At 57.5% G+C, this 22557-nt stretch carries 19 protein-coding genes, 2 tRNA genes and 1 pseudogene; 3 read left to right on the forward strand and 19 right to left on the reverse strand.

Going from position 1 to position 22557, the window contains the following annotated elements; translation table 11 throughout:
- Positions 1-24: 24 nt before the first annotated feature.
- The 10 genes and pseudogenes from nusA to rlmE form a co-directional block, all read right to left on the reverse strand.
- Entirely contained in the window at positions 25-1506 is a 1482-nt protein-coding gene (nusA, locus tag AB4O05_RS00220) for a transcription termination factor NusA (RefSeq protein ID WP_460133947.1), read from the reverse strand.
- Positions 1507-1553: 47 nt separating this feature from the next.
- Positions 1554-2012 carry a ribosome maturation factor RimP gene (gene rimP / locus AB4O05_RS00225; RefSeq protein ID WP_003235029.1) on the reverse strand — a complete coding sequence of 153 codons (459 nt, stop codon included), beginning with the start codon at positions 2010-2012 and terminating at the stop codon, positions 1554-1556.
- Positions 2013-2152: 140 nt separating this feature from the next.
- Positions 2153-2229, reverse strand: a tRNA-Met gene (locus AB4O05_RS00230).
- Positions 2230-2325: 96 nt separating this feature from the next.
- Positions 2326-2411 (reverse strand) — tRNA-Leu (locus AB4O05_RS00235).
- A 22-nt stretch (positions 2412-2433) separates the two neighbouring features.
- On the reverse strand, positions 2434-2817 hold the full coding sequence (gene secG, locus AB4O05_RS00240) for a preprotein translocase subunit SecG (RefSeq protein ID WP_003235031.1): 384 nt from the start codon (positions 2815-2817) through the stop codon (positions 2434-2436).
- A 4-nt stretch (positions 2818-2821) separates the two neighbouring features.
- Complete coding sequence (gene tpiA / locus AB4O05_RS00245; protein ID WP_460133944.1) at positions 2822-3577, reverse strand: triose-phosphate isomerase; 756 nt, start codon at positions 3575-3577, stop codon at positions 2822-2824.
- 66 nt (positions 3578-3643) lie between these two features.
- Positions 3644-4981 (reverse strand): phosphoglucosamine mutase, encoded by a 1338-nt coding sequence (glmM, locus tag AB4O05_RS00250; protein WP_460133942.1) that lies wholly within the window; start codon positions 4979-4981, stop codon positions 3644-3646.
- Positions 4982-4997: 16 nt separating this feature from the next.
- A pseudogene (folP, locus tag AB4O05_RS00255) lies at positions 4998-5848 on the reverse strand (dihydropteroate synthase).
- Positions 5849-5856: 8 nt separating this feature from the next.
- Complete coding sequence (gene ftsH / locus AB4O05_RS00260) at positions 5857-7767, reverse strand: ATP-dependent zinc metalloprotease FtsH (RefSeq protein ID WP_460133939.1); 1911 nt, start codon at positions 7765-7767, stop codon at positions 5857-5859.
- Positions 7768-7967: 200 nt separating this feature from the next.
- On the reverse strand, positions 7968-8618 hold the full coding sequence (gene rlmE / locus AB4O05_RS00265) for a 23S rRNA (uridine(2552)-2'-O)-methyltransferase RlmE (RefSeq protein WP_017847417.1): 651 nt from the start codon (positions 8616-8618) through the stop codon (positions 7968-7970).
- A gap of 105 nt (positions 8619-8723) precedes the next feature.
- On the opposite strand from rlmE, the gene yhbY reads away from it, so the two are divergent.
- On the forward strand, positions 8724-9032 hold the full coding sequence (yhbY, locus tag AB4O05_RS00270) for a ribosome assembly RNA-binding protein YhbY (protein WP_460133937.1): 309 nt from the start codon (positions 8724-8726) through the stop codon (positions 9030-9032).
- 8 nt (positions 9033-9040) lie between these two features.
- On the opposite strand, the gene AB4O05_RS00275 is transcribed toward yhbY, so the two are convergent.
- The 8 genes from AB4O05_RS00275 to grpE all read right to left on the reverse strand — a co-directional run bounded on the left by AB4O05_RS00275 (position 9041) and on the right by grpE (position 19513).
- Positions 9041-9445 carry an MFS transporter gene (locus AB4O05_RS00275; RefSeq protein WP_460133935.1) on the reverse strand — a complete coding sequence of 135 codons (405 nt, stop codon included), beginning with the start codon at positions 9443-9445 and terminating at the stop codon, positions 9041-9043.
- A 28-nt stretch (positions 9446-9473) separates the two neighbouring features.
- A complete protein-coding gene (gene greA / locus AB4O05_RS00280) occupies positions 9474-9950 on the reverse strand; it encodes a transcription elongation factor GreA (RefSeq protein ID WP_460137721.1) in 477 nt (158 codons plus the stop codon).
- Positions 9951-9952: 2 nt separating this feature from the next.
- The gene (gene carB, locus AB4O05_RS00285) at positions 9953-13174 is read right to left on the reverse strand and encodes a carbamoyl-phosphate synthase large subunit (protein ID WP_460133933.1); all 3222 of its coding nucleotides are present in this window, start codon (positions 13172-13174) and stop codon (positions 9953-9955) included.
- A 104-nt stretch (positions 13175-13278) separates the two neighbouring features.
- Complete coding sequence (gene carA, locus AB4O05_RS00290) at positions 13279-14415, reverse strand: glutamine-hydrolyzing carbamoyl-phosphate synthase small subunit (RefSeq protein ID WP_460133932.1); 1137 nt, start codon at positions 14413-14415, stop codon at positions 13279-13281.
- Positions 14416-14674: 259 nt separating this feature from the next.
- Positions 14675-15481: a 4-hydroxy-tetrahydrodipicolinate reductase gene (dapB, locus tag AB4O05_RS00295; RefSeq protein WP_460133930.1), complete on the reverse strand. Its 807-nt coding sequence runs from the start codon at positions 15479-15481 to the stop codon at positions 14675-14677.
- A 10-nt stretch (positions 15482-15491) separates the two neighbouring features.
- Positions 15492-16616, reverse strand: a complete 1125-nt coding sequence (gene dnaJ / locus AB4O05_RS00300; protein ID WP_460133928.1) for a molecular chaperone DnaJ — start codon at positions 16614-16616, stop codon at positions 15492-15494.
- Between the two features lie 317 nt (positions 16617-16933).
- The gene (dnaK, locus tag AB4O05_RS00305; RefSeq protein WP_460133926.1) at positions 16934-18850 is read right to left on the reverse strand and encodes a molecular chaperone DnaK; all 1917 of its coding nucleotides are present in this window, start codon (positions 18848-18850) and stop codon (positions 16934-16936) included.
- Between the two features lie 102 nt (positions 18851-18952).
- A complete protein-coding gene (grpE, locus tag AB4O05_RS00310) occupies positions 18953-19513 on the reverse strand; it encodes a nucleotide exchange factor GrpE (protein WP_460133925.1) in 561 nt (186 codons plus the stop codon).
- A 253-nt stretch (positions 19514-19766) separates the two neighbouring features.
- On the opposite strand from grpE, the gene recN reads away from it, so the two are divergent.
- The gene (recN, locus tag AB4O05_RS00315; protein ID WP_460133923.1) at positions 19767-21440 is read left to right on the forward strand and encodes a DNA repair protein RecN; all 1674 of its coding nucleotides are present in this window, start codon (positions 19767-19769) and stop codon (positions 21438-21440) included.
- Positions 21441-21523: 83 nt separating this feature from the next.
- Here recN and fur read toward each other — a convergent pair whose 3' ends face one another.
- Positions 21524-21928, reverse strand: a complete 405-nt coding sequence (gene fur, locus AB4O05_RS00320) for a ferric iron uptake transcriptional regulator (RefSeq protein ID WP_003176156.1) — start codon at positions 21926-21928, stop codon at positions 21524-21526.
- A 98-nt stretch (positions 21929-22026) separates the two neighbouring features.
- On the opposite strand from fur, the gene AB4O05_RS00325 reads away from it, so the two are divergent.
- The gene (locus tag AB4O05_RS00325) at positions 22027-22554 is read left to right on the forward strand and encodes an outer membrane protein assembly factor BamE (RefSeq protein WP_460133921.1); all 528 of its coding nucleotides are present in this window, start codon (positions 22027-22029) and stop codon (positions 22552-22554) included.
- The last annotated feature ends 3 nt before the right edge of the window (positions 22555-22557 follow it).

Raw genomic sequence — 22557 nt, forward strand, 5'->3', positions numbered from 1 at the left:
CTTCTCTCCTCAGGCCGCGCCTAATTACTCGAACCAATGGGCTCGGGCGGCCATGATCAACTTGCCGGCACGATCATCGTCAATGCCGTCGATGTCGAGCAGATCGTCAATAGACTGCTCGGCCAGGTCTTCGCGGGTAATTACGCCGCGCACCGCCAGTTCCATCGCCAAATCCTTGTCCATACCCTCAAGCGAGAGCAGGTCTTCGGCCGGATGGGCGTCTGCCAGCTTTTCCTCAGTAGCGATGGCTTTAGTCAACAAACGATCCTTGGCCCGAGCGCGAAGCTCGTTGACGGTGTCTTCGTCAAAGCCGTCGATGTTGAGCATTTCTTCCAACGGTACGTAGGCAATCTCTTCCAGGCTGGTGAAGCCTTCATCTACCAGCACCTGTGCCAAATCTTCGTCGACTTCCAGCTCGTCGATGAAGTTGCGCAGGATGTCACCGGTTTCAGCTTGCTGCTTAGCCTGGATGTCCGATTCGGTCATCACGTTCAGGGTCCAGCCGGTCAGTTGGCTGGCCAGACGCACGTTCTGACCACCACGACCGATGGCCTGAGCCAGATTGTCTGCGCCAACGGCGATGTCCATTGCATGGGCATCTTCGTCAACGATAATCGCCGCCACTTCAGCTGGCGACATGGCGTTGATCACGAACTGCGCCGGGTTATCGTCCCAGAGGACGATGTCCACACGCTCGCCACCCAATTCACCCGACACTGCCTGGACGCGCGAACCGCGCATACCAATGCAAGCGCCCTGCGGGTCGATGCGTTTGTCCTTGGAGCGGACCGCGATCTTGGCGCGTGAGCCCGGGTCGCGGGACGCAGCCATGACTTCGATCAGGCCTTCGGCGATTTCCGGCACTTCGATACGGAACAGCTCGATCAGCATTTCCGGAGCGGTACGCGACAGGATCAACTGAGGACCACGGTTCTCGGTGCGGATTTCCTTGAGCAGCGCACGCAGACGCACGCCGACACGGAAGGTTTCGCGAGAAATGATGTCTTCGCGGGCCAGCAACGCTTCGGCGTTGTTGCCCAGGTCGACGATCACGTTGTCGCGGGTGACTTTTTTCACGGTGCCGGAGATGATTTCACCCAGGCGCTCGCGGTAGGCGTCAACGACTTGAGCGCGCTCAGCTTCGCGAACTTTCTGCACGATGACCTGCTTGGCGGTCTGTGCAGCAATACGACCGAACTCGATCGACTCGATCTTTTCTTCGACCACATCACCGACCTTGGCGCCAGGGTGCGTTTCAGCAGCCTTGCTCGGCCAGGTTTCAATGGCCGGATCATCAAGGTCGGCCTCTTCGACGACCGTCCAGCGACGAAAAGTCTCATAGGCACCGGTGTGGCGGTTGATTTCCACACGCAGATCAACTTCGTCTTCAAAACGTTTTTTGGTAGCAGTGGCCAGGGCCAGCTCCAACGCTTCAAAAATCACGTTTGCCGGTACGCCCTTTTCATTGGATACCGACTCAACAACCAGCAGTACTTCTTTGCTCATCGTACGCCTCGCCTTTCGCAAGCCATTGGATCCGCGGGATCCGCGTCTCAGTCAAAACTGGGAATAATGTTGGCCTTGTCGATCATATCGATCGGCAACAGGAACTCATGGTCTTCTACCTGCACCACTACGTCCTGCTCTTCTACACCGCGCAGAAGGCCCTGAAAGTTGCGTCGCCCTTCAAAAGGAGATCGCAGCTTGATCTTCACTTGTTCACCGGCAAATTTTGCAAACTGATCAATAGTGAACAGTGGGCGTTCCATGCCTGGCGAGGAAACTTCGAGGGTGTATTCAACGGAGATTGGATCTTCAACATCCAGGACACCGCTGATCTGACGGCTGACAATGGCACAATCGTCCACCAGCACGCCGCCCTCTTTATCGATATAAACGCGCAACATTGAGTGGCGACCTTGAGCCGAAAACTCAATACCCCAGCATTCATAGCCTAGGGCCACGACCACCGGGGCCAGCAAGGCCTGCAACTCTTCTAGCTTGCTCGACACCTGAACCCCCTCGTGCATGTATGTGCATGCTGTGCAAAATAAAAAAATGGGCGAAACGCCCATCCTTGAAACGCCGTCGAACAGCGGCGTTGAAAGTATCCAGCTAACAAAAAGCCCCTTAAAAGGGGCTCCGCTAAAACTGGTTGCGGGGGCCGGATTTGAACCGACGACCTTCGGGTTATGAGCCCGACGAGCTACCAGACTGCTCCACCCCGCGACAAAGCTGGGGCGGAAGTATACGACCGATCCCTTACAGGGTCAATGTAACCTTCCACCTACAAGAAAGCCCGCAACAGCGGGCTCTCCTGATAATTGGTACCGAGAAGGGGACTCGAACCCCTACACCCTATGGGCACAACCACCTCAAGGTTGCGTGTCTACCAATTCCACCACCTCGGCAATACAGCGCTTACAACCCTTCTTACTTCTGCTCTTGAGCTGGAGGTACGTCAGTCGCTGGAGTAGCCGACTTTTGCTCTTGAAGCACCGGGACATCATCAGAAGCCGGTTTTGCCTTTGGCACTTCCAACACTGCCGGATTTGGCAAACCTGCTTGAGTCAGCACATGAGCTTTCTCTTTAGCAAAGTAACCTAACCCTAAGCTGGTTATGAAGAAACCGGCGGCAAGTATAGCAGTAAACTTACTAAGAAAGGTAGAGGAACCTTGGCTTCCGAATACAGTATTTGAAGCACCTGCACCGAAAGACGCACCAGCATCCGCACCTTTACCCTGTTGCAACAAAACCAGGGCAACTACGCCCAGGGCAGCCAACAGATGAAAAACGACTACGACTGTTTCCAGCATTTTTTCAGTTTCCCGCGGCGCGACAGATCGCACCGAACTCATCTGCATTCAGGGAGGCTCCACCAATGAGCCCCCCATCGATATCCGGCATGCCGAACAGTTCGGCCGCATTGGCCGCCTTCACGCTGCCGCCGTATAGAAGCCGCACACCTTGTGCGACCTCAGAATTCTCTGCCGCCAACTGTGCGCGGATGGCGGCGTGCACATCCTGCGCCTGTTGCGGTGAAGCAGTCAGCCCGGTACCAATGGCCCAGACCGGCTCGTAAGCAATAACTGCTTTTGCAAACGCCCCCACACCCAGCTCCTCGATGATGCTGCCCAGCTGACGCGAGACAACCTCAAGAGTTTTGCCTGATTTACGCTGCTCAAGGGTTTCCCCAATGCACAACACTGGAATCAAGCCACAAGCCTGTGCCGCTGCGAACTTGCGATTGAGCGTCCCATCACGCTCGCCCATCATCTGACGGCGCTCGGAGTGCCCGACGAGCACATAGGAACAACCCGCATCGACCAACTGACTGGGCGCAATCTCCCCCGTCAGAGCACCTTGCATGGCTTCCACCGCAGAATTCTGCGCACCGACCTGAATCGACTTACCCTTCAAGCCATCGACCACTTGGGTGATATGCAAGCAAGGCGGGAAAACCGCGACATCAACACCGCTAGGCAAGGCCAGATGACGAAGGCCGTTGATCAGCTCAGCGACACTGGCGCGGGTACCGTGCATCTTCCAGTTACCAGCTACCATAGTGCGACGCATGCTGTACCTCGTCGGTCAAAGTGGGCGCAGATGTTACCCAACCACATCATCACTGGCAAGCCGAATTCAGACGCAAACTTCAGTTACCAGTTTTGCCAGGTCTTCAGCATGGCCGCGAACCTGTGTTTCGTCCTCACCTTCGACCATGACCCGCACCAGAGGCTCTGTGCCGGACTTGCGCAACAACACTCGCCCACGCCCCGCCATTGCCAGGGTCACACGCTCGCAAGCTTCTTTGACAGCCGGATGCTCGATCGGGCTTTCGCCCCCAGCAAAGCGCACGTTGAGCAATACTTGCGGGCATTTGCGCAAAGCCTGACGCGCCTGGGCCAGGCTTTCCTCGCGACGGCGCAACGCCAGCAACACCTGCAGCGCGGCAATAATTGCGTCGCCCGTGGTGGTGTGCTGGAAGCAAACGATATGCCCCGAGTTCTCGCCGCCCACCTGCCAGTTACGCTCAAGCAGCTCGGCGATCACATAACGGTCACCGACATTGGCACGAACAAAGGGGATCCCAAGTTCCGCCAGCGCCAGTTCAAGCCCGAGGTTGCTCATCAATGTACCGACGACACCACCCTGCAGCTTGTTACGCTCATGCAGGTCACGGGCAATGATGAACAGCAAGTCATCACCGTCAACCACTGTGCCAGTGTGATCCACCATCAGGACGCGGTCGCCATCGCCATCAAAGGCAATGCCAAGATCAGCATGCTCAGCCAGCACTGCCGCCTGCAACTGCTCCATGTGAGTGGAGCCGCAGTTTTCGTTGATATTCAACCCGTTAGGCTGGGCAGACAGCACCGTCACGTCCGCGCCCAATTCCTTGAAGACGCTTGGCGCCACCTTGTAGGTCGCACCATGGGCGCAGTCGACAACAATTTTCAACCCGGCAAAATTGGTGCTGCTTGGCACACTGCTCTTGCAGAATTCAATATAACGGCCAGAGGCGTCGTTAATACGCGATACCTTGCCCAACTTGCCGGACTCGACCACCGTCATCGGTGCATCCAGGAGCTCTTCGATCATCAACTCGATCTCATCAGGCAGCTTGGTGCCCTGCCCCGAGAAGAACTTGATGCCGTTGTCATCATGGGGGTTGTGCGACGCACTGATAACGATACCGGCTTCGGCATGAAAGGTGCGCGTCAGGTACGCGATCGCCGGCGTCGGCATTGGCCCCAGCAACATGACATCAGCACCCGCCGCAGACAAACCAGCCTCCAGCGCGGACTCGAACATATACCCGGAGATCCGCGTGTCCTTGCCCACCAGAATACGGCACGCGCCCATGCTGCGGAACGCCATGCCCGCCGCCCACCCCAGCTTGAGCATGAAATCAGGCGTAATCGGAAACTCGCCGACCCGACCACGGATACCGTCGGTACCAAAGTATTTTTTAGTCATAAGTGCTCCATCATTCTTATTCGGCCGATTCTACAGCAGCGATCATACGCACGACGTCGACCGTTTCGGCGACGTCATGCACACGCAAAATGCGCGCTCCCTTGGTCACTGCCAGTGCAGCCAGTGCGAGACCACCGTACAACCGCTCACCCACCGGACGATTCAGGGCCAGGCCTATCATGCTCTTGCGCGACACACCGACCAACAAGGGTCGACCAAGGGCATGCAGGGACTGCATGTGTTTGAACAGGCTTAGATTGTGCTGCAGGGTCTTGGCAAAGCCAAACCCTGGATCAAGAATAATCCTCTCAGGTGTAATGCCCGCGGCAGCACAGCATGCAACCCGCTCAGCGAGAAAATCACTCACTTCACCAACAAGATCATCATAGTGCGGGTTGTCCTGCATATTGCCGGGCTCACCCAGCATATGCATCAGGCACACCGGCAAACCGGTAGCTGCCGCAGCATCCAGGGCACCGTCGCGCCGCAGGGAGCGCACGTCATTGATCAACCCAGCCCCCAGGCGCGCAGTCTCGCGCATCACAGCCGGGGTCGAAGTATCAACCGAGATGATCACATCCAGCTCTCGAGCGATACGCTCGACAATTGGTGCAACTCGCTCCAATTCCTCGAGAGGAGAAACAATCCGAGCACCCGGTCGGGTCGACTCCCCCCAACGTCAATCAGGGTCGCGCCGGCAGCCACCATCGCTTCGGCATGACGCAGTGCCGCGTCAAGCTGGCTGAAACGACCACCGTCGGAAAAAGAATCAGGAGTGACATTGAGAATACCCATGACATGCGTATGGGCCAAATCAAGAACCCGGTTGCCGCAAGGCAACCGGGTGGAGGACAACGCAGAAGTCATCTCAAACCTTAATGGTCAGCTGCAGGGCCACCGATAGGAGTTTCAGGACGCTCGTTCTGAACCACGGGCGGAGTGCCTGAAGTGCCTGAACCACCCTCCCAATCGCGAGGCTCACGAGGCGTACGACCGGCCATGATGTCGTCGATCTGGTCGGCATCAATGGTCTCGTACTTCATCAGCGCATCAGCCATTGCATCCAGCTTGTCACGATTATCGGTCAGGATCTGCTTGGCCGTACCGTAACACTGGTCAATGATACTGCGCACTTCGGAGTCGATCAGCTTGGCCGTGTCACCGGAGAAGCTCGCGCTTTGGCCGCCGCCACCACGCCCCAGGAACACCTCGCCTTCTTCCTCGGCGTACATCAGCGGGCCGAGTTTTTCGGACAGACCCCACTTTGTAACCATGTTCCGCGCAATCTGGCTGGCACGCATGATGTCGTTGGAGGCACCAGTGGTTACGCCGTCGAAGCCCAAGGTCATCTCTTCGGCAATCCGACCGCCGTACAGCGAGCAGATCTGGCTGATCAGTGCGCGCTTGGAAAGACTGTAGCGATCCTCTTCCGGCAGGAACATGGTGACACCGAGGGCGCGACCACGCGGGATGATCGATACTTTGTAGACAGGATCGTGCTCAGGCACGACGCGCCCCACGATGGCATGACCGGCTTCGTGATAAGCGGTGTTCTGCTTCTCTTTTTCGGACATGACCATGGACTTACGCTCAGCCCCCATCATGATCTTGTCTTTTGCCAGCTCGAACTCTTTCATTTCAACAATGCGCTTGCCGGTACGGGCGGCAAACAACGACGCCTCGTTGACCAGGTTTGCAAGGTCAGCACCAGAGAAGCCTGGGGTGCCACGAGCGATCACAGCCGGCGCCACGTCGTCACCCATGGGCACTTTGCGCATGTGAACCTTGAGGATCTGCTCGCGACCGCGGATGTCTGGCAGGCCAACCACAACCTGGCGGTCGAAACGACCTGGACGCAGCAGCGCGGGGTCCAATACGTCCGGGCGGTTGGTGGCAGCAATGACGATAATGCCGTCATTCATTTCAAAGCCGTCCATCTCGACCAGCAACTGGTTGAGCGTCTGCTCACGCTCATCATGTCCGCCACCCATGCCAGCGCCACGATGGCGACCAACGGCATCGATTTCGTCAATAAAGATGATGCACGGCGCGTGCTTTTTGGCCTGTTCGAACATATCGCGAACGCGGCTGGCACCGACGCCGACGAACATTTCGACGAAGTCAGAACCGGAAATAGTGAAGAACGGCACCTTGGCTTCGCCGGCAATCGCCTTGGCCAGCAAGGTTTTGCCGGTACCCGGAGGACCGACCATCAGCACGCCGCGAGGAATGCGGCCACCCAGGCGCTGGAACTTGCCCGGATCGCGCAGGAACTCGACCAACTCGCCCACTTCTTCCTTGGCTTCGTCGCAACCGGCAACGTCTGCCAAGGTGGTTTTCACCTGGTCCTCGGAAAGCAGGCGCGCCTTGCTCTTGCCGAAGCTCATCGGCCCACCCTTGCCCCCCGCGCCGCCCTGCATCTGGCGCATGAAGAACATGAACACGGCAATAATCACCAGGATGGGGAAGCTGGCGACCAGCAACTGAGTCCAGATGCTTTGCTGTTCCGGCTGCTTGCCTTCGACAACCACATGGTTATCCACCAGGTCGCCGATCAAGCCGTTGTCCTGAATTGCCGGACGAATGGTCTTGAAGCTGTCGCCATCGTTGCGTTTGCCGGTGATCACATAGCCATCAACCGCTACGCGCTCGACCTTGCCATCCTTAACTTGCTGGATGAAGTCGGAATAGTTGAGGGTCTGCGGCTCGTTAGGGCTGGAGAAGTTGTTCATCACCGTCACGAGGACAGCCGCGATGATCAACCACAGGATCAGATTCTTTGCCATATCGTTCAATTAACTACCCTCTGAAGCAAGCTCCGCTACTGGCGCGTGCTTCGCATGATATTCACCGGCCTAACTTACTACATTACCTACAACTCTGGCAGGCGCCGTCTGTAACCCTTTGTGAAACTTTGACTACACAATATTCGTAAAGCTTCATGACGAAAGCGATATAAAAAAACCTATCGACTCCCTTCAAATGCTCAAAGACGCTCATCACTGGCGGCGCCTTCGATGCCGCGGAACCCCCGCGCCAACAGATACTGCTCGCGAGACCGATCCCGGGATGAGTCCGGTTTACGCATCTGCACCTTATCGAACAGCTTGCGGATATTCTTGTGGTACTCGTCGAAACCTTCACCCTGGAAGACCTTGACCAGGAAATCACCACCCGGCCGCAACACCCGCCCCGCCAGATCCAGCGCCAACTCGCACAGGAACATGGCTCGCGGCATATCAACAGCCGGTAATCCACTCATATTGGGGGCCATGTCGGAAATCACAAGGTCTACCTGCGAATTTCCCACAGCCTGCAGGATCTCAGCTAACACTGCATCCTGGGTAAAGTCACCATGGACAAAGGTCACATCCGGGATGCTGTCCATCTCAAGGATGTCGGAAGCGATCAATCGACCCTGCCCGCCAATCAGACGACTGGCCACCTGGGACCAGCCACCGGGAGCGGCACCCAGGTCGATGACACTCATGCCGGGGCGGAACAATTTGTCCTTGTCCTGGAGCTCCAGCAACTTGTAGCTGGCCCGGGAACGGTAGCCGTCCTTTTGCGCCTTTTTGACGTAAGGGTCGTTGAAATGCTCTTGCAGCCACTTAAGGCTAGTTTTGGAACGGGCCACGGGCCACCTCGAAAATAAAACGGGTCGTGATTAACTGGGCGGTCCCGGACTCGCTCGGGTAAACTGGCCGCCGCTTTTTACAAGATCAGACGCAGGGGTCAGATTATGCCGCTCACTCAAGAGCAGAAGAAACAGTACAAATCCATTGGCCACCATCTGAAACCAGTTCTGATTGTGGCAGACAACGGTTTGACTGAAGGTGTGTTAGCCGAACTTGAACGCGCATTGGGCGATCACGAACTGATCAAGATCAAGGTTAACATCCTTGACCGCGAAGCCCGTCTGGCTGCCATTGCACAATTGTGCAAGGCTGGCAAAGCAGACCTGGTCCAGGTCATCGGCAAGATGGCGCTGCTGTATCGCAAGAATTTCAGCGTCAACAAGCAGTTGTCGAACGTTCATCGCTTCAAGTAATGAAAGGGTCACGGGCGTGCTTCGCGCGCCCCGCCACTCCATCCCGGCGCAGGCTGTATAACCAGCACCAAGCCGGAGAAACCTAGCACAAGATAGCTGAAGAGCTGCCAGCGCAACGCTTCCGGCAGCCAGACATGCACGCTGCAAAACATTGCACACGCATACAGCGCCATCAACAGCAGTTGCCCGCGAATATCCCGCCACAGACTCCCCAGACCCTCGGCCCTGACCAGCACCAACGCCTGAAGCGTCACGCACGCCGCTGCAAAACCCACCAGCAACGTACTGAGCAATCCATCGATCTCATCGATCAGCAGCGGAGCCAGGCCAATCAGGCCCAGCGCCGGCAATACACCAATGTGCAACAACCACAGGCCACCAACCCACAGCATCTGGCAGAGCTGCCAAAGCATGGCGCCCGCATGAAGCGGGCGCCGCCTTTCAGACGTGGCGAACTTCAACAATCTCGTACTCGATCACGCCGCCTGGCGTCTTGACCACCACCACATCGCCCTCTTCCTTGGCAATCAAGGCGCGGGCGATAGGCGAACCAACAGAGATTTTGCCTTTCTTGATGTCAGCCTCGTCCTCACCCACGATGTGGTAGACCACGCTTTCGTCAGTCTCGACGTTGGCGATTTCCACGGTGGTGCCGAAAATCACTTTGCCCGTGTGCGGGATGGTCGTGACGTCGATGATCACCGCATTCTGCATACGGCCCTCGATATCACGGATCCGCGCCTCGACCATACCCTGCTGCTCGCGGGCAGCATGGTATTCGGCATTTTCCTTCAAGTCACCCAGCTCGCGAGCCGTGCCGATGTCCTGGCTCAGCTTTGGACGTACGACCTTGGTCAGATGGGCGTGCTCCTCTTCCAGAGCGCGAGCGCCCTGAACGGTCATTGGGTATTTGGTTATGCTCATGCCTTCAATCCTGCGTGTAGATCCTGCAAGCGACGCACGGTCTTTTCCGGACCGAACTTGAGCGCTTCGCAGATAGCTTCGCCAGCAGCAATAGTCGTGGTGCAGTAGATCTTATGCTGCAAGGCATTACGACGAATGGAATAGGAATCCGCGATCGACTGACGACCCTCGGTGGTGTTGATGATCAAGGTAACTTCGTCATTCTTGATCATGTCGACCACGTGCGGACGGCCTTCCGTCACCTTATTCACGCGACGCACTTTCAGGCCGGCAGCTTCGATCAGCTTGGCGGTCCCAGCGGTGGCCACGATTTCAAAGCCCAAGTTGATCAGATCACGGGCAACGCCTGCAACCAGCGGCTTATCATCATCACGTACGCTGATAAACGCAGTACCGCCGGTCGGCAGCACTTCGCTGGCGCCCATCTGGGCCTTGGCGAATGCTTCGCCAAAGGTGTCACCTACGCCCATCACTTCACCGGTGGACTTCATCTCCGGGCCCAGGATCGGGTCCACACCAGGGAATTTGGCGAATGGGAACACCGCCTCTTTCACGCTGTAGAAGTTAGGAATGATTTCCTTGGTGAAGCCGATTTCCTTCAGGGTCTTACCGGCCATCACGCGGGCAGCGATCATGGCAAGGGACACACCGATGCACTTGGAAACGAACGGTACGGTACGCGAAGCACGTGGGTTGACTTCGATAACGTAGATGTCTTCGCCTTGCAGCGCCAACTGAACGTTCATCAGGCCGACCACGCCCAGTTCCAGGGCCATTTTCTTGACCTGTTCACGCATCTCGTCCTGGATGTGCAGCGGCAAAGAGTAAGGCGGCAATGAGCACGCGGAGTCACCGGAGTGAACACCGGCCTGCTCGATGTGCTGCATGATCGCACCGATCACTACGTCGGTACCGTCGCACACCGCATCCACATCCATCTCGATGGCGCAGTTAAGGAAATGATCCAGCAGCACCGGGCTGTCATTGGAAACTTTCACCGCATCACGCAGGTAACGCTTGAGCTCTTCTTCTTCGTAGACGATTTCCATCGCCCGCCCACCCAGTACATAGGACGGACGCACCACCAGCGGGTAGCCGATCTTGCTGGCTGCGCGGATGGCTTCATCTTCGCTGCGCACGGTAGCGTTTGGCGGCTGGCGCAGGTTCAGACGCTCAACCATTTGCTGGAAGCGCTCGCGGTCTTCGGCACGGTCGATGGCATCCGGACTGGTGCCGATAATCGGCACGCCAGCGGCTTCCAGTGCACGAGCCAATTTCAGCGGAGTTTGGCCGCCATACTGCACGATCACACCTTTTGGCTTCTCGACGCGCACGATCTCCAGCACGTCTTCCAGGGTCACCGGCTCGAAGTACAGGCGATCAGAAGTGTCGTAGTCGGTGGAAACGGTTTCCGGGTTGCAGTTGACCATGATGGTCTCGTACCCGTCTTCGCGCAGGGCGAGAGCCGCGTGTACGCAGCAGTAGTCGAACTCGATACCCTGGCCGATACGGTTTGGACCGCCACCCAGGATCATGATCTTGTCGCGACCCGACGGCGCGGCTTCGCACTCTTCCTCATAGGTGGAGTACAGGTAGGCGGTGTCGGTGGAGAACTCGGCGGCGCAAGTGTCGACGCGCTTGTAAACCGGGAAAATATCCAGCTTGTGGCGATGGGTGCGCAGGTTTTTCTCAGTCACCCCCAGCAACTTGGCCAGGCGCTGGTCGGAGAAACCTTTGCGCTTGAGGCGGAACATCATGTCGCGGTCGATGCTGGCCAGACCCAGGGTCTTGACCTTCTCTTCTTCCTTGATCAGATCTTCGATCTGCACCAGGAACCACGGGTCGATCATGTTCATGCCGAAAATGTCTTCGACGGTCATGCCGGCGCGGAAAGCGTCAGCCACGTACCAGATACGCTCGGCGCCCGGCACGGTCAGTTCGCGCTTGAGTACGCTCATGCTTTCCGGATTGCTCAGGTCGAGCTTCTCGTCCAGGCCGCAAACACCCACTTCCAGGCCGCGCAGAGCTTTCTGCAGAGACTCCTGGAAAGTGCGGCCGATGGCCATGACCTCACCTACGGACTTCATCTGGGTGGTCAGGCGCGCGTCAGCCTTGGCGAATTTCTCGAAGGCAAAACGGGGCAGCTTGGTCACGACGTAGTCGATGGACGGCTCGAAGGACGCTGGGGTCTTGCCGCCGGTGATGTCGTTCGACAGCTCATCCAGGGTGTAACCCACGGCCAGCTTGGCCGCGACCTTGGCGATCGGGAAGCCGGTGGCTTTCGACGCCAGTGCCGAGGAGCGCGATACACGTGGGTTCATCTCGATCACGACCATGCGGCCGGTATCCGGGCAAATGCCGAACTGAACGTTGGAGCCGCCGGTTTCCACGCCGATCTCGCGCAGTACCGCCAGGGAGGCGTTACGCAGGATCTGGTATTCCTTGTCGGTCAAAGTCTGCGCTGGAGCCACGGTGATCGAGTCACCGGTGTGCACGCCCATCGGGTCGAAGTTCTCGATGGAGCAGACGATGATGCAGTTGTCCTTCTTATCCCGGACAACCTCCATCTCGTATTCTTTCCAGCCGATCAGGGACTCGTCGATCAGCAGCTCTTTGGTCGGCGACAGATCCAGGCCGCGGGCGCAGATTTCTTCGAACTCTTCACGGTTGTACGCGATACCGCCACCAGTGCCGCCCATGGTGAAGGACGGACGAATGATGCATGGAAAACCCAAGGTCTCCAGGACCGCGTTGGCCTCTTCCATGCTGTGGGCGATACCGGAACGCGGGCATGCCAGGCCGATGGACTTCATGGCCTTGTCGAAACGCGAACGGTCTTCAGCCTTGTCGATGGTGTCGGCGTTGGCACCGATCATCTCTACGCCGAATTTCTCCAGAACGCCTTCGCGCTCCAGGTCCAGGGCGCAGTTAAGAGCGGTCTGGCCCCCCATGGTCGGCAGCAGCGCGTCCGGACGCTCTTTCTCGATGATCTTGGCAACGGTCTGCCATTTGATCGGCTCGATGTAGGTGGCGTCGGCCATGGCCGGATCGGTCATGATGGTGGCCGGGTTGGAGTTCACCAGGATGACGCGGTAACCCTCTTCGCGCAGGGCTTTGCAAGCCTGGGCGCCGGAGTAGTCGAATTCGCAGGCCTGGCCGATCACGATCGGGCCAGCGCCGAGAATCAGGATGCTTTTTATGTCTGTACGTTTTGGCATGGGTTTGTCACTCAAATCCGCAGGTCAGTCGGCAAGCCGTCTTGAACAATCTTTGAAGAGCCTGCGGGGACCACCGGAATCGGGGCCACCCGCAAGCCACTCAGTCAGCGTCGCTTGGCCATCTCATTGATGAAACGGTCGAACAGCGGCGCTACGTCGTTCGGGCCCGGGCTGGCTTCAGGGTGGCCCTGGAAGCTGAACGCGCTCTTGTCGGTGCGTTCGATACCTTGCAGGGAACCATCGAACAGCGACTTGTGAATCGCGCGGACATTGCCCGGCAAGGTCGCTTCATCCACCGCAAAACCGTGGTTCTGGCTGGTGATCATCACAACGCCAGTGTCCAGGTCTTGTACAGGGTGGTTGGCGCCGTGGTGGCCGTGGCCCATTTTCAGGGTCTTGGCACCAGAGGCCAGGGCCAGCAGTTGGTGGCCGAGGCAGATACCGAATACCGGAATCTCGGTATCCAGCACTTCCTTGATGGCCTGGATGGCGTAGTCGCATGGCTCAGGATCGCCCGGGCCGTTGGACAGGAACACACCGTCCGGCTGCAGGGCCAATACGTCGCTGGCCGGAGTTTGTGCTGGCACCACGGTTACACGGCAACCGCGCTCAACCAGCATGCGCAGGATGTTGTACTTCACACCGTAGTCATAAGCGACCACGTGATAGGGCAGATCCGCGGACTCAATGGTCGCGTGGCTGTCAGTCTTCAAGTCCCAGACGGTGGAGCGCCACTCGTACTGTTCCTTGGTGCTGACGACTTTCGCCAGATCCATGCCTTTCAGGCCAGGGAAGCCTTGCGCCGCGGCAACTGCCGCTTCTTCGGAGGCAGAATCACCGACCATGATGCAGCCGTTCTGCGAGCCCTTTTCACGCAGGATGCGCGTGAGGCGGCGCGTATCGATACCGGCGATCGCCACAACGTTGTTGGCTTTCAGGTAATCGGACAGCGACATCGTGTTACGCCAGTTGCTTGCAACCAGTGGCAGATCACGAATGACCAGGCCAGCCGACCAGACACGATCAGACTCGACATCTTCCGGCGTAGTGCCGGTATTGCCGATATGCGGATAAGTCAGGGTAACGATCTGTTGGGCGTAGGAAGGATCGGTAAGGATTTCCTGATAGCCGGTCATGGCGGTGTTGAACACCACCTCTCCAACGGTTTGACCGTCGGCTCCAATGGCTTCGCCGCGAAAAATGCTGCCATCAGCAAGGGCGAGTATGGCTGGCTTAGTCAAGAAGACCTCCCGTAAATAAAGCCTGAAAGGGCGATCGCAGGTTGTAAAAAAGCGGAGTGACGTATGGACACGTCACCCCGCTTCTTCACTGAATTATTCTGCGCGCTTTTAGTGGACACACTAAAGCTGTAGCTTACAGAAAAAGGGTTTTTTGGTCCACCGCTAATGAGCCTTAAAGGCAGGAGAATGCGACAGGACGTCGCTTAGCGGATAAAAAAGAGGCCTTAGGATAATCCCGAGGCCCCGTTTTAGCTACTGATTAGTGCAGATCCAGCACATCGCGCATGTCGTACAGACCAGGCTCACGGCCGTCCAACCAGAGCGCGGCGCGTACCGCACCCTTGGCGAACGTCATGCGACTGGACGCCTTATGGGTGATTTCCAGGCGCTCGCCTTCAGTGGCGAACAACACGGTGTGGTCGCCCACGACATCGCCGCCGCGAACAGTGGCAAACCCAATGGTGTCACGCGCACGCTCACCGGTATGACCCTCGCGGCCGTACACCGCCACTTTCGACAGGTCACGACCCAACGCATCGGCAATGGCTTCACCCATTCGTAGCGCAGTGCCCGACGGCGCATCGACCTTGTGACGGTGATGGGTCTCGATAATCTCGATGTCAGCCTCATCCCCCAGCACACGAGCCGCCATATCCAGCAGTTTGAGCGACAGATTCACGCCCACGCTGAAGTTGGCAGCAAAGACGAGAGGAATGTCCTTGCCCGCCTCCACCAGCAACTGCTTCTGCCCGGCAGTCAACCCCGTGGTACCGATCACCATGGCCTTGCCCGCCTTCCGGCAGAACGCGAGGTTTTTGAGCATTACATCAGGCAGGGTGAAGTCGATCAGCACATCGAACTCATCAGCCACCTGCTCAAGGCTGCCGGACAACGAAACGCCGATACGCCCCAATGAGGCCAACTCACCCGCATCCGCACCGATCAACGTGCTGCCCGGGCGAACAATCGCCGCGGTCAATCCCGAGGCAGGCGAGCGTTGCTGCACCGCTTCGACCAGCGTCTTGCCCATGCGCCCGGCAGCGCCCATGACGGCTATACGTCGCATACTCACTTCCTTACAGGTCGCCGAAGAAACGCTTCACGCCTTCGAAAAAGCCAGTGGTTTTCGGTGAATGGGTGTCATCGCCTTCCAATGAACTGCGAAACTCTTCCAGCAGTTCGCGCTGGCGGCGCCCAAGGTTGACGGGGGTTTCTACCGCAACGCGGCACATCAAGTCACCCGCACCACCACCGCGCACAGGTGCCACACCCTTGCCACGAATACGGAACTGCTTGCCGGTCTGGGTCCCTTCCGGGATCTTGAGCTTGACTCGACCATCCAGGGTCGGGATCTCCAACTCGCCACCCAAGGCCGCATCGACAAAGCTGATCGGCACCTCGCAGAACAGATGCTTGCCGTCACGCTGGAAGATCGAGTGCTCGCGCACATTGATCACTACGTACAAATCGCCGGTAGGGCCACCCTGGGTACCGGCCTCACCTTCACCCGACAGGCGAATGCGGTCACCGGTATCCACGCCCGCTGGCACCTTCACGGCCAGTGTCTTGTACTCTTCGACACGACCTTCGCCGTGGCAGGCGTCGCATGGATCGGAAATGATCTTGCCCTGACCATGGCAACGCGGGCAGGTCTGCTGCACCGAGAAGAAGCCCTGCTGCATACGTACCTGGCCGATACCGCCGCACGTCGGGCAGGTGATCGGCGAAGAACCTTTCTTGGCACCGGAGCCGTCGCACGGCTTGCAGTTGACCAATGTCGGCACGCGGATATTGACGCTGGTGCCGCGCACGGCCTCTTCCAGATTCAGCTCCAGGGTATAGCGCAAGTCGCTGCCACGCTGGGCACCGCCACGCTGGCCACCACGACCACCGCCAAAGAAGTCACTGAATACGTCGCCAAAGATGTCAGAGAAGTTCTGACCACCAAACCCGGCACCGCCGCCCCCCATGCTTGGGTCGACACCCGCATGGCCATATTGGTCGTAGGCCGCGCGCTTATTGGGATCACACAGGCATTCGTAGGCCTCATTGGCCTCTTTGAACATTTCTTCGGATTCTTTGCTATCCGGATTACGGTCCGGGTGATGCTTCATCGCCAGGCGGCGGTAAGCCTTTTTCAGGTCCGCCTCGCTGGAGCCCCGCTCCACACCCAACACTTCGTAATAGTCACGCTTTGCCATAAGTCTTTGCACTCTTAAGGACGTTCAGCCAGACCCTCCTGAGCCCTGCCAAACTCGTTGAGCCCCAATACAGGCCCGGACCCAACTCACGTCAATTCAACGATCCTGGTCATTACTGTTTTCAGCCAGGGACCCGGCTAAAAACGCGGCATTCATTGCTCGGAAAGCAGGAGCATTCCCGATCACACCGCCAACATCCGAACACTGTCGCATGCTGTAAAAATTCGCATACCCCAGACACGCCAACGCGGGAGCAAGCTCCCGCGCGGCGACATCCTACCAGTCACCGCTTGATAGCGGTCAACCGGGCGACCAACTTACTTCTGCTCTTTGACTTCTTCGAACTCGGCATCGACAACGTCATCGTGCTTGGCTTCAGGCTCTGCCTGGTGCGCAGCACCGTCAGCCGGCTGGCCTTGTTCGGCGTACATTTTCTGGGCAACCGGCGCGGAGACTTTCGACAACTCCTCAACCTTGGCTTCGATCGCAGCCTTGTCGTCGCCTTTGACAGCGGCTTCCAGCGCAACCACCGCAGCCTCGATAGCAGCCTTCTCTTCGGCGGTCACTTTGTCACCAGCGTCAGCGACCATTTTGCGCGTCGAGTGAACCAGGGCATCCCCCTGATTGCGCGCGACGGCCAATTCTTCGAACCGCTTGTCAGCATCAGCGTTGGCTTCAGCATCACGAATCATCTGCTGAATTTCTTCATCGGACAGACCGGAGTTGGCCTTGATCACGATCGACTGAGTCTTGCCGGTAGCCTTGTCTTTGGCGCCTACGTGCAGAATGCCGTTGGCGTCGATGTCGAAGGTCACTTCAATTTGTGGCACGCCACGTGGAGCAGGTGGAATCTCGGCCAGGTCGAACTTGCCCAGGGACTTGTTCTGTGCCGCTTGCTTACGCTCACCCTGCAGCACGTGAATAGTCACAGCGCCCTGGTTGTCATCGGCCGTCGAGAACACCTGGGATTTCTTGGTAGGAATCGTGGTGTTTTTCTCGATCAGCGCAGTCATCACGCCACCCATGGTTTCGATACCCAGGGTCAGCGGGCTTACGTCCAGCAACAGCACGTCTTTCACGTCGCCGGCCAATACCGCACCTTGGATGGCAGCACCCATGGCAACCGCTTCGTCCGGGTTCACGTCTTTACGTGCTTCTTTACCGAAGAACTCGGTGACCTTCTGTTGTACCAACGGCATACGGGTCTGACCACCGACCAGGATGACATCGTTGATGGCGCCAACATCGATACCAGCGTCTTTCAGCGCGATGCGGCAAGGCTCGATGGTACGCTGAACCAGGTCTTCAACCAGCGCTTCCAACTTGGCGCGAGAAACTTTCACGTTCAAGTGCTTTGGACCGGTGGCATCGGCAGTGATATACGGCAGGTTTACATCGGTCGAGTTGCTGGAAGACAGCTCGATCTTGGCTTTCTCAGCCGTTTCTTTCAGGCGCTGCATCGCCAGCGGGTCACCCTTGAGGTTTATGCCGCTTTCTTTTTTGAATTCGTCAACGAGATAGTCGATCAGACGAATGTCAAAGTCCTCACCACCCAGGAAGGTGTCACCGTTGGTGGCCAACACTTCGAACTGGTGCTCACCGTCGACTTCGGCGATCTCGATAACCGAAACGTCGAAAGTACCGCCACCCAGGTCATAAACGATCACAGTGTGGTCGCCCTTGGCCTTGTCCATGCCATAAGCCAGAGCGGCCGCGGTCGGTTCGTTGATGATGCGTTTTACGTCAAGGCCCGCGATGCGGCCGGCATCCTTGGTCGCTTGACGCTGGCTGTCGTTGAAGTAGGCCGGAACAGTGATCACCGCTTCGGTGACGGCTTCGCCCAGGTAATCTTCGGCCGTCTTCTTCATCTTTTTCAAGACTTCGGCCGAGATCTGCGGCGCGGACATCTTCTTGCCGTTTACTTCAACCCAGGCGTCGCCGTTATCAGCCTTGGCGATTTTGTACGGCACCATCTTGATGTCTTTTTGCACGACTTCTTCGTCGAACTTACGACCGATCAGACGCTTCACCGCGTACAGGGTGTTATGTGGGTTGGTAACCGCCTGACGCTTAGCCGAATGACCAACAAGGATCTCGCCATCGTTGGCGTAAGCAATGATCGACGGCGTGGTACGCGTGCCTTCAGCGTTCTCGATAACCTTGGCCTTGCCGTTTTCCATGACCGAGACGCACGAGTTGGTGGTCCCAAGGTCGATACCGATAATTTTGCCCATGATTTACTCTCCCGAAACTTGAATTTGGTTGCCGCAGCAGTTATGGCTAACTGCGGTAGCACTTAATCGCTTGACTTATAAATGGGGGCCTTGCGGCGGATTTCAAGCCTGCTCATCAATAGATGGCGAAACGGGTGCAGGCGCCTTGCTCACCACCACCATTGCCGGGCGCAACAAGCGACCATTGAGCAGGTACCCCTTCTGGAATACCTTCAACACGCTGTTTGGCTCAAGGTCATGACTTTCCTGCATCGCCATGGCCTGGTGATGCTCGGCGTTGAACGGCTCGCCACCGTGAGGATCGATCGCTTCGAGCTGATAGCGCTTGAGCGTGTCCTGGAAAATTTTCAGGGTCAGTTCGATGCCTTCGCGCATCGGGCGGATGTTTTCATCGTCCGCATTGGATAACTCAAGGCCACGCTCCAGGCTGTCGATGATTGGCAGCAAGTCACCGGCGAATTTTTCCAGCGCGAACTTGTGCGCCTTCTCAACATCCTGCTCGGCACGGCGGCGGACGTTCTGCAGATCGGCGGCAACACGCAAAGACTGATCCTGCGCAGCAGCCAGTTGCTCTTCGAGCACTTGCACACGAGTTGTCAGTTCATCACCGACGGCCGAATTGGCGTCTGGAGTTTGCGTATCCTGCGTCTGTTCGTCAGCCATAGATTTCTCCTTTCAAAATCATGCGCGAACTCAACTCGCGCTTCTGTTCCCGTATATGGGGCCACAATTTCCAGGTTCAAGACCCCAGCGGTTACCAAAAATCTTTCACTTGCCTCAGATCAATTCCTGCGCACTTATTCCCTATCGCGCTAAAAAACCAGAAGATCAAGCAAATCGAGCTAAGCGGCAGGATTGTCAGCCCCAAACAAAACACTGTATAAATAACCAGACCTAAAGCCTGGGAGCGGCCGTCATGCTCGTGCACCTGTCCGTACACAACTACGCCATCGTTGAACACCTGGATCTCGAACTGGATCGCGGGATGAGCGTAATCACAGGCGAAACCGGCGCCGGCAAGTCGATCATGCTCGACGCCCTGGGACTCACCCTGGGTGATCGCGCCGACAGCGGCGTAGTACGTCCCGGCGCGGACAAGGCCGATATCCTGGCGACCTTCGACCTGGCAGACATTCCCGAGGCCGAAGCCTGGCTTGTCGAGCGCGACCTTAATAATGAAGGGCCGTGCATCCTGCGCCGAGTCATCACCGCAGAAGGGCGCTCACGCGGCTATATCAACGGCACACCCTGCCCCCTTGGCGACCTGAAAGCCTTGGGCGAACTGCTGATCGATATTCATAGCCAGCACGAACACCAGTCCCTGCTCAAAACCGATACCCACCGCCGCCTGCTGGACGAATACGCCGGTGCCACCGACCTTGCCCGCCAGGTACAGCTGGCCGCTCAACGCTGGCGCCAGACCCGCCAGGAACTGGAGCGACTATCCAACTCCGGTGACGAACAGCGCGCTCGCCACCAACTGCTCAGCTACCAGCTTGAAGAACTGGAAAGCCTCGGCCTCGGCGAGACAGAGCTGGAACAACTCGAGCAGGAACACAAGAACCTCACCAACGCGGAAACCCTGCTGGGCATATGCCGCCAGGTAGTAGAACAATGCAGCGAGAGCGATTCCGGCAATGTGCTCAACGCACTCACCGCCAGCCTCAATCGACTCTCCAGTGTGAACAACGCCTCAGGCTCGCTGAGCGAAGCCACCACGTTGCTCACCAGCGCGCAGATCCAGGTGGAGGAAGCCGTGGGCGAGCTGAATCGCTTCCTGGACCACTTCGACGCAGACCCTGCGCGCCTGCAGGAAATAGAGGAACGCCTGGACACCATCTATACCCTGGCGCGCAAACATCGCATCCAGCCCACCGAAGTAGCGGCACTGCAGCAAAAACTGCTGGATGAAATCGAGACCCTGAACGCGAATGACGAATCCATTGAGCGGCTGGGTGACGAGCTCGCTTCTTTTGCTCGCCATTACCAAGAGAAGGCCAGCGAGCTGAGCAACCTGCGCCAACAGGCAGCCACAAGCCTGGCCGGTGCCGTCGAGCAGGAAATCCAGCGCCTGGGCATGCCTGGCGGGCGCTTCACCATCGAACTGCGCGCCAACGCCAACAATGAACTGCAACCCCACGGCTTCGAGCAGATCGAGCTACTGGTCAGCGCCAACCCCGGGCAGCCGCTCAAGGCGCTGGCAAAAGTGGCTTCTGGGGGGGAACTGTCACGAATCAGCCTGGCCATCCAGGTAATTACCGCGCAAACCTCGCGGGTACCGACATTGGTGTTCGACGAAGTCGACGTAGGTATCGGTGGGCCGACGGCAGAAATCGTTGGCCAGTTGTTACGCCGCCTTGGGGATCGAGGCCAGGTGCTTACGGTCACCCACCTGCCGCAAGTGGCAGCTCAAGGGCACCAACACTTGTTTGTGCATAAGGTCAGAGGCAGCGATGCAACGCATACAGCCGTGTCCAAGCTGAACAAGTCGGAACGCGTGGAAGAAGTAGCGCGGATGCTGGGCGGTATCGATCTGACCAAGGAGTCTCTGGCGCACGCGAAAAAAATGGTCGTGGCCGCCAAGGCTTGAGTGAGTTTTTCCTTTATAGAAAACACGAAGGCGACCCCAGGGTCGCCTTCGTGTTTTCTCTCAAGAACCAATCTACGTGTTTTTTACTTTTTCTTACGGATGTACAACACTAGATTGTGGTCGATCAAATCGAACCCATGCTCCTCAGCGATCTCATGCTGGAGTTTTTCGATTGCCGGGCTGGTGAACTCGATAACCTCATTGGTATCCAGGTCAACCATGTGATCGTGATGACCACCATCAGCCAGTTCGAACACTGCATGACCGCCGTCGAAATTATGACGAACTACCAGCCCTGCGGCTTCAAACTGGGTCAGCACACGGTAAACCGTGGCCAGGCCGACGTCCTCGTTAGACTCCATCAGCGCCTTGTAAACATCCTCGGCACTCATGTGGCGCTGCTCAGCAGAATCGAGCATTTGTAGAATCTTGACTCGTGGCAGAGTCACTTTAAGACCGGCTTTGCGTAGTTCGCTATTTTCAACCATGGTTAGCTTTCTCGCGGATGCTGCTTCGCAGCTTCTCTTAATACGGGTATGATCGGCGTTTACGTTGTCCCAGCCAAGATAGTGGAAGTCGCCCACCGATGCAAAACACCAAGCTCTTGCTAACCAGTTTCACCTTTGTGGGACTGCTCGCACTCGCCGGTTGTTCATTCCCCGGGGTTTACAAAATCGACATCCAGCAGGGCAATGTCGTCACGCAGGACATGATAGACCAGTTACGGCCGGGAATGACCCGACGGCAAGTACGGTTTATCATGGGCAATCCCCTGCTGACCGACACTTTCCATGCCGATCGCTGGGATTATCTCTATAGCCTGCAGCCCGGGGGCGGTGAACGCCAACAGGAACGCGTCAGCGTTGTTTTCAATGGCAATGACCAGCTTGTCAGCTTGTCCGGCGATTTCATGCCAGGCGTAAGCCGTGATGAAGCCCTGCTCGGCAAGGACAACGAAACCAACGTGACTGCGCCTGCGCAGGAAAGCGAGAAGCCGAAGTCCGAGGTTCCGGCCAAGCCTGGCTCATTGCTCGACAAGATCCAGAAGGATGTCGACGAGGTGAAAACCGTTCCAGTCCCGACGCCTCAGCCTCTGGACACCAGCCCGCAGTAACTG

This window comes from Pseudomonas sp. S1_G07, from assembly GCF_054668565.1.

Bases quoted from the DNA above. Each gene is read 5' to 3' on its own strand.
- nusA (WP_460133947.1), bottom strand. From the start codon at position 1,506: ATGAGCAAAGAAGTACTGCTGGTTGTTGAGTCGGTATCCAATGAAAAG.
- secG (WP_003235031.1), bottom strand. From the start codon at position 2,817: ATGCTGGAAACAGTCGTAGTCGTTTTTCATCTGTTGGCTGCCCTGGGC.
- tpiA (WP_460133944.1), bottom strand. From the start codon at position 3,577: ATGCGTCGCACTATGGTAGCTGGTAACTGGAAGATGCACGGTACCCGC.
- glmM (WP_460133942.1), bottom strand. From the start codon at position 4,981: ATGACTAAAAAATACTTTGGTACCGACGGTATCCGTGGTCGGGTCGGC.
- ftsH (WP_460133939.1), bottom strand. From the start codon at position 7,767: ATGGCAAAGAATCTGATCCTGTGGTTGATCATCGCGGCTGTCCTCGTG.
- yhbY (WP_460133937.1), top strand. From the start codon at position 8,724: ATGCCGCTCACTCAAGAGCAGAAGAAACAGTACAAATCCATTGGCCAC.
- AB4O05_RS00275 (WP_460133935.1), bottom strand. From the start codon at position 9,445: ATGCTTTGGCAGCTCTGCCAGATGCTGTGGGTTGGTGGCCTGTGGTTG.
- carB (WP_460133933.1), bottom strand. From the start codon at position 13,174: ATGCCAAAACGTACAGACATAAAAAGCATCCTGATTCTCGGCGCTGGC.
- dapB (WP_460133930.1), bottom strand. From the start codon at position 15,481: ATGCGACGTATAGCCGTCATGGGCGCTGCCGGGCGCATGGGCAAGACG.
- dnaJ (WP_460133928.1), bottom strand. From the start codon at position 16,616: ATGGCAAAGCGTGACTATTACGAAGTGTTGGGTGTGGAGCGGGGCTCC.
- dnaK (WP_460133926.1), bottom strand. From the start codon at position 18,850: ATGGGCAAAATTATCGGTATCGACCTTGGGACCACCAACTCGTGCGTC.
- grpE (WP_460133925.1), bottom strand. From the start codon at position 19,513: ATGGCTGACGAACAGACGCAGGATACGCAAACTCCAGACGCCAATTCG.
- recN (WP_460133923.1), top strand. From the start codon at position 19,767: ATGCTCGTGCACCTGTCCGTACACAACTACGCCATCGTTGAACACCTG.
- fur (WP_003176156.1), bottom strand. From the start codon at position 21,928: ATGGTTGAAAATAGCGAACTACGCAAAGCCGGTCTTAAAGTGACTCTG.
- AB4O05_RS00325 (WP_460133921.1), top strand. From the start codon at position 22,027: ATGCAAAACACCAAGCTCTTGCTAACCAGTTTCACCTTTGTGGGACTG.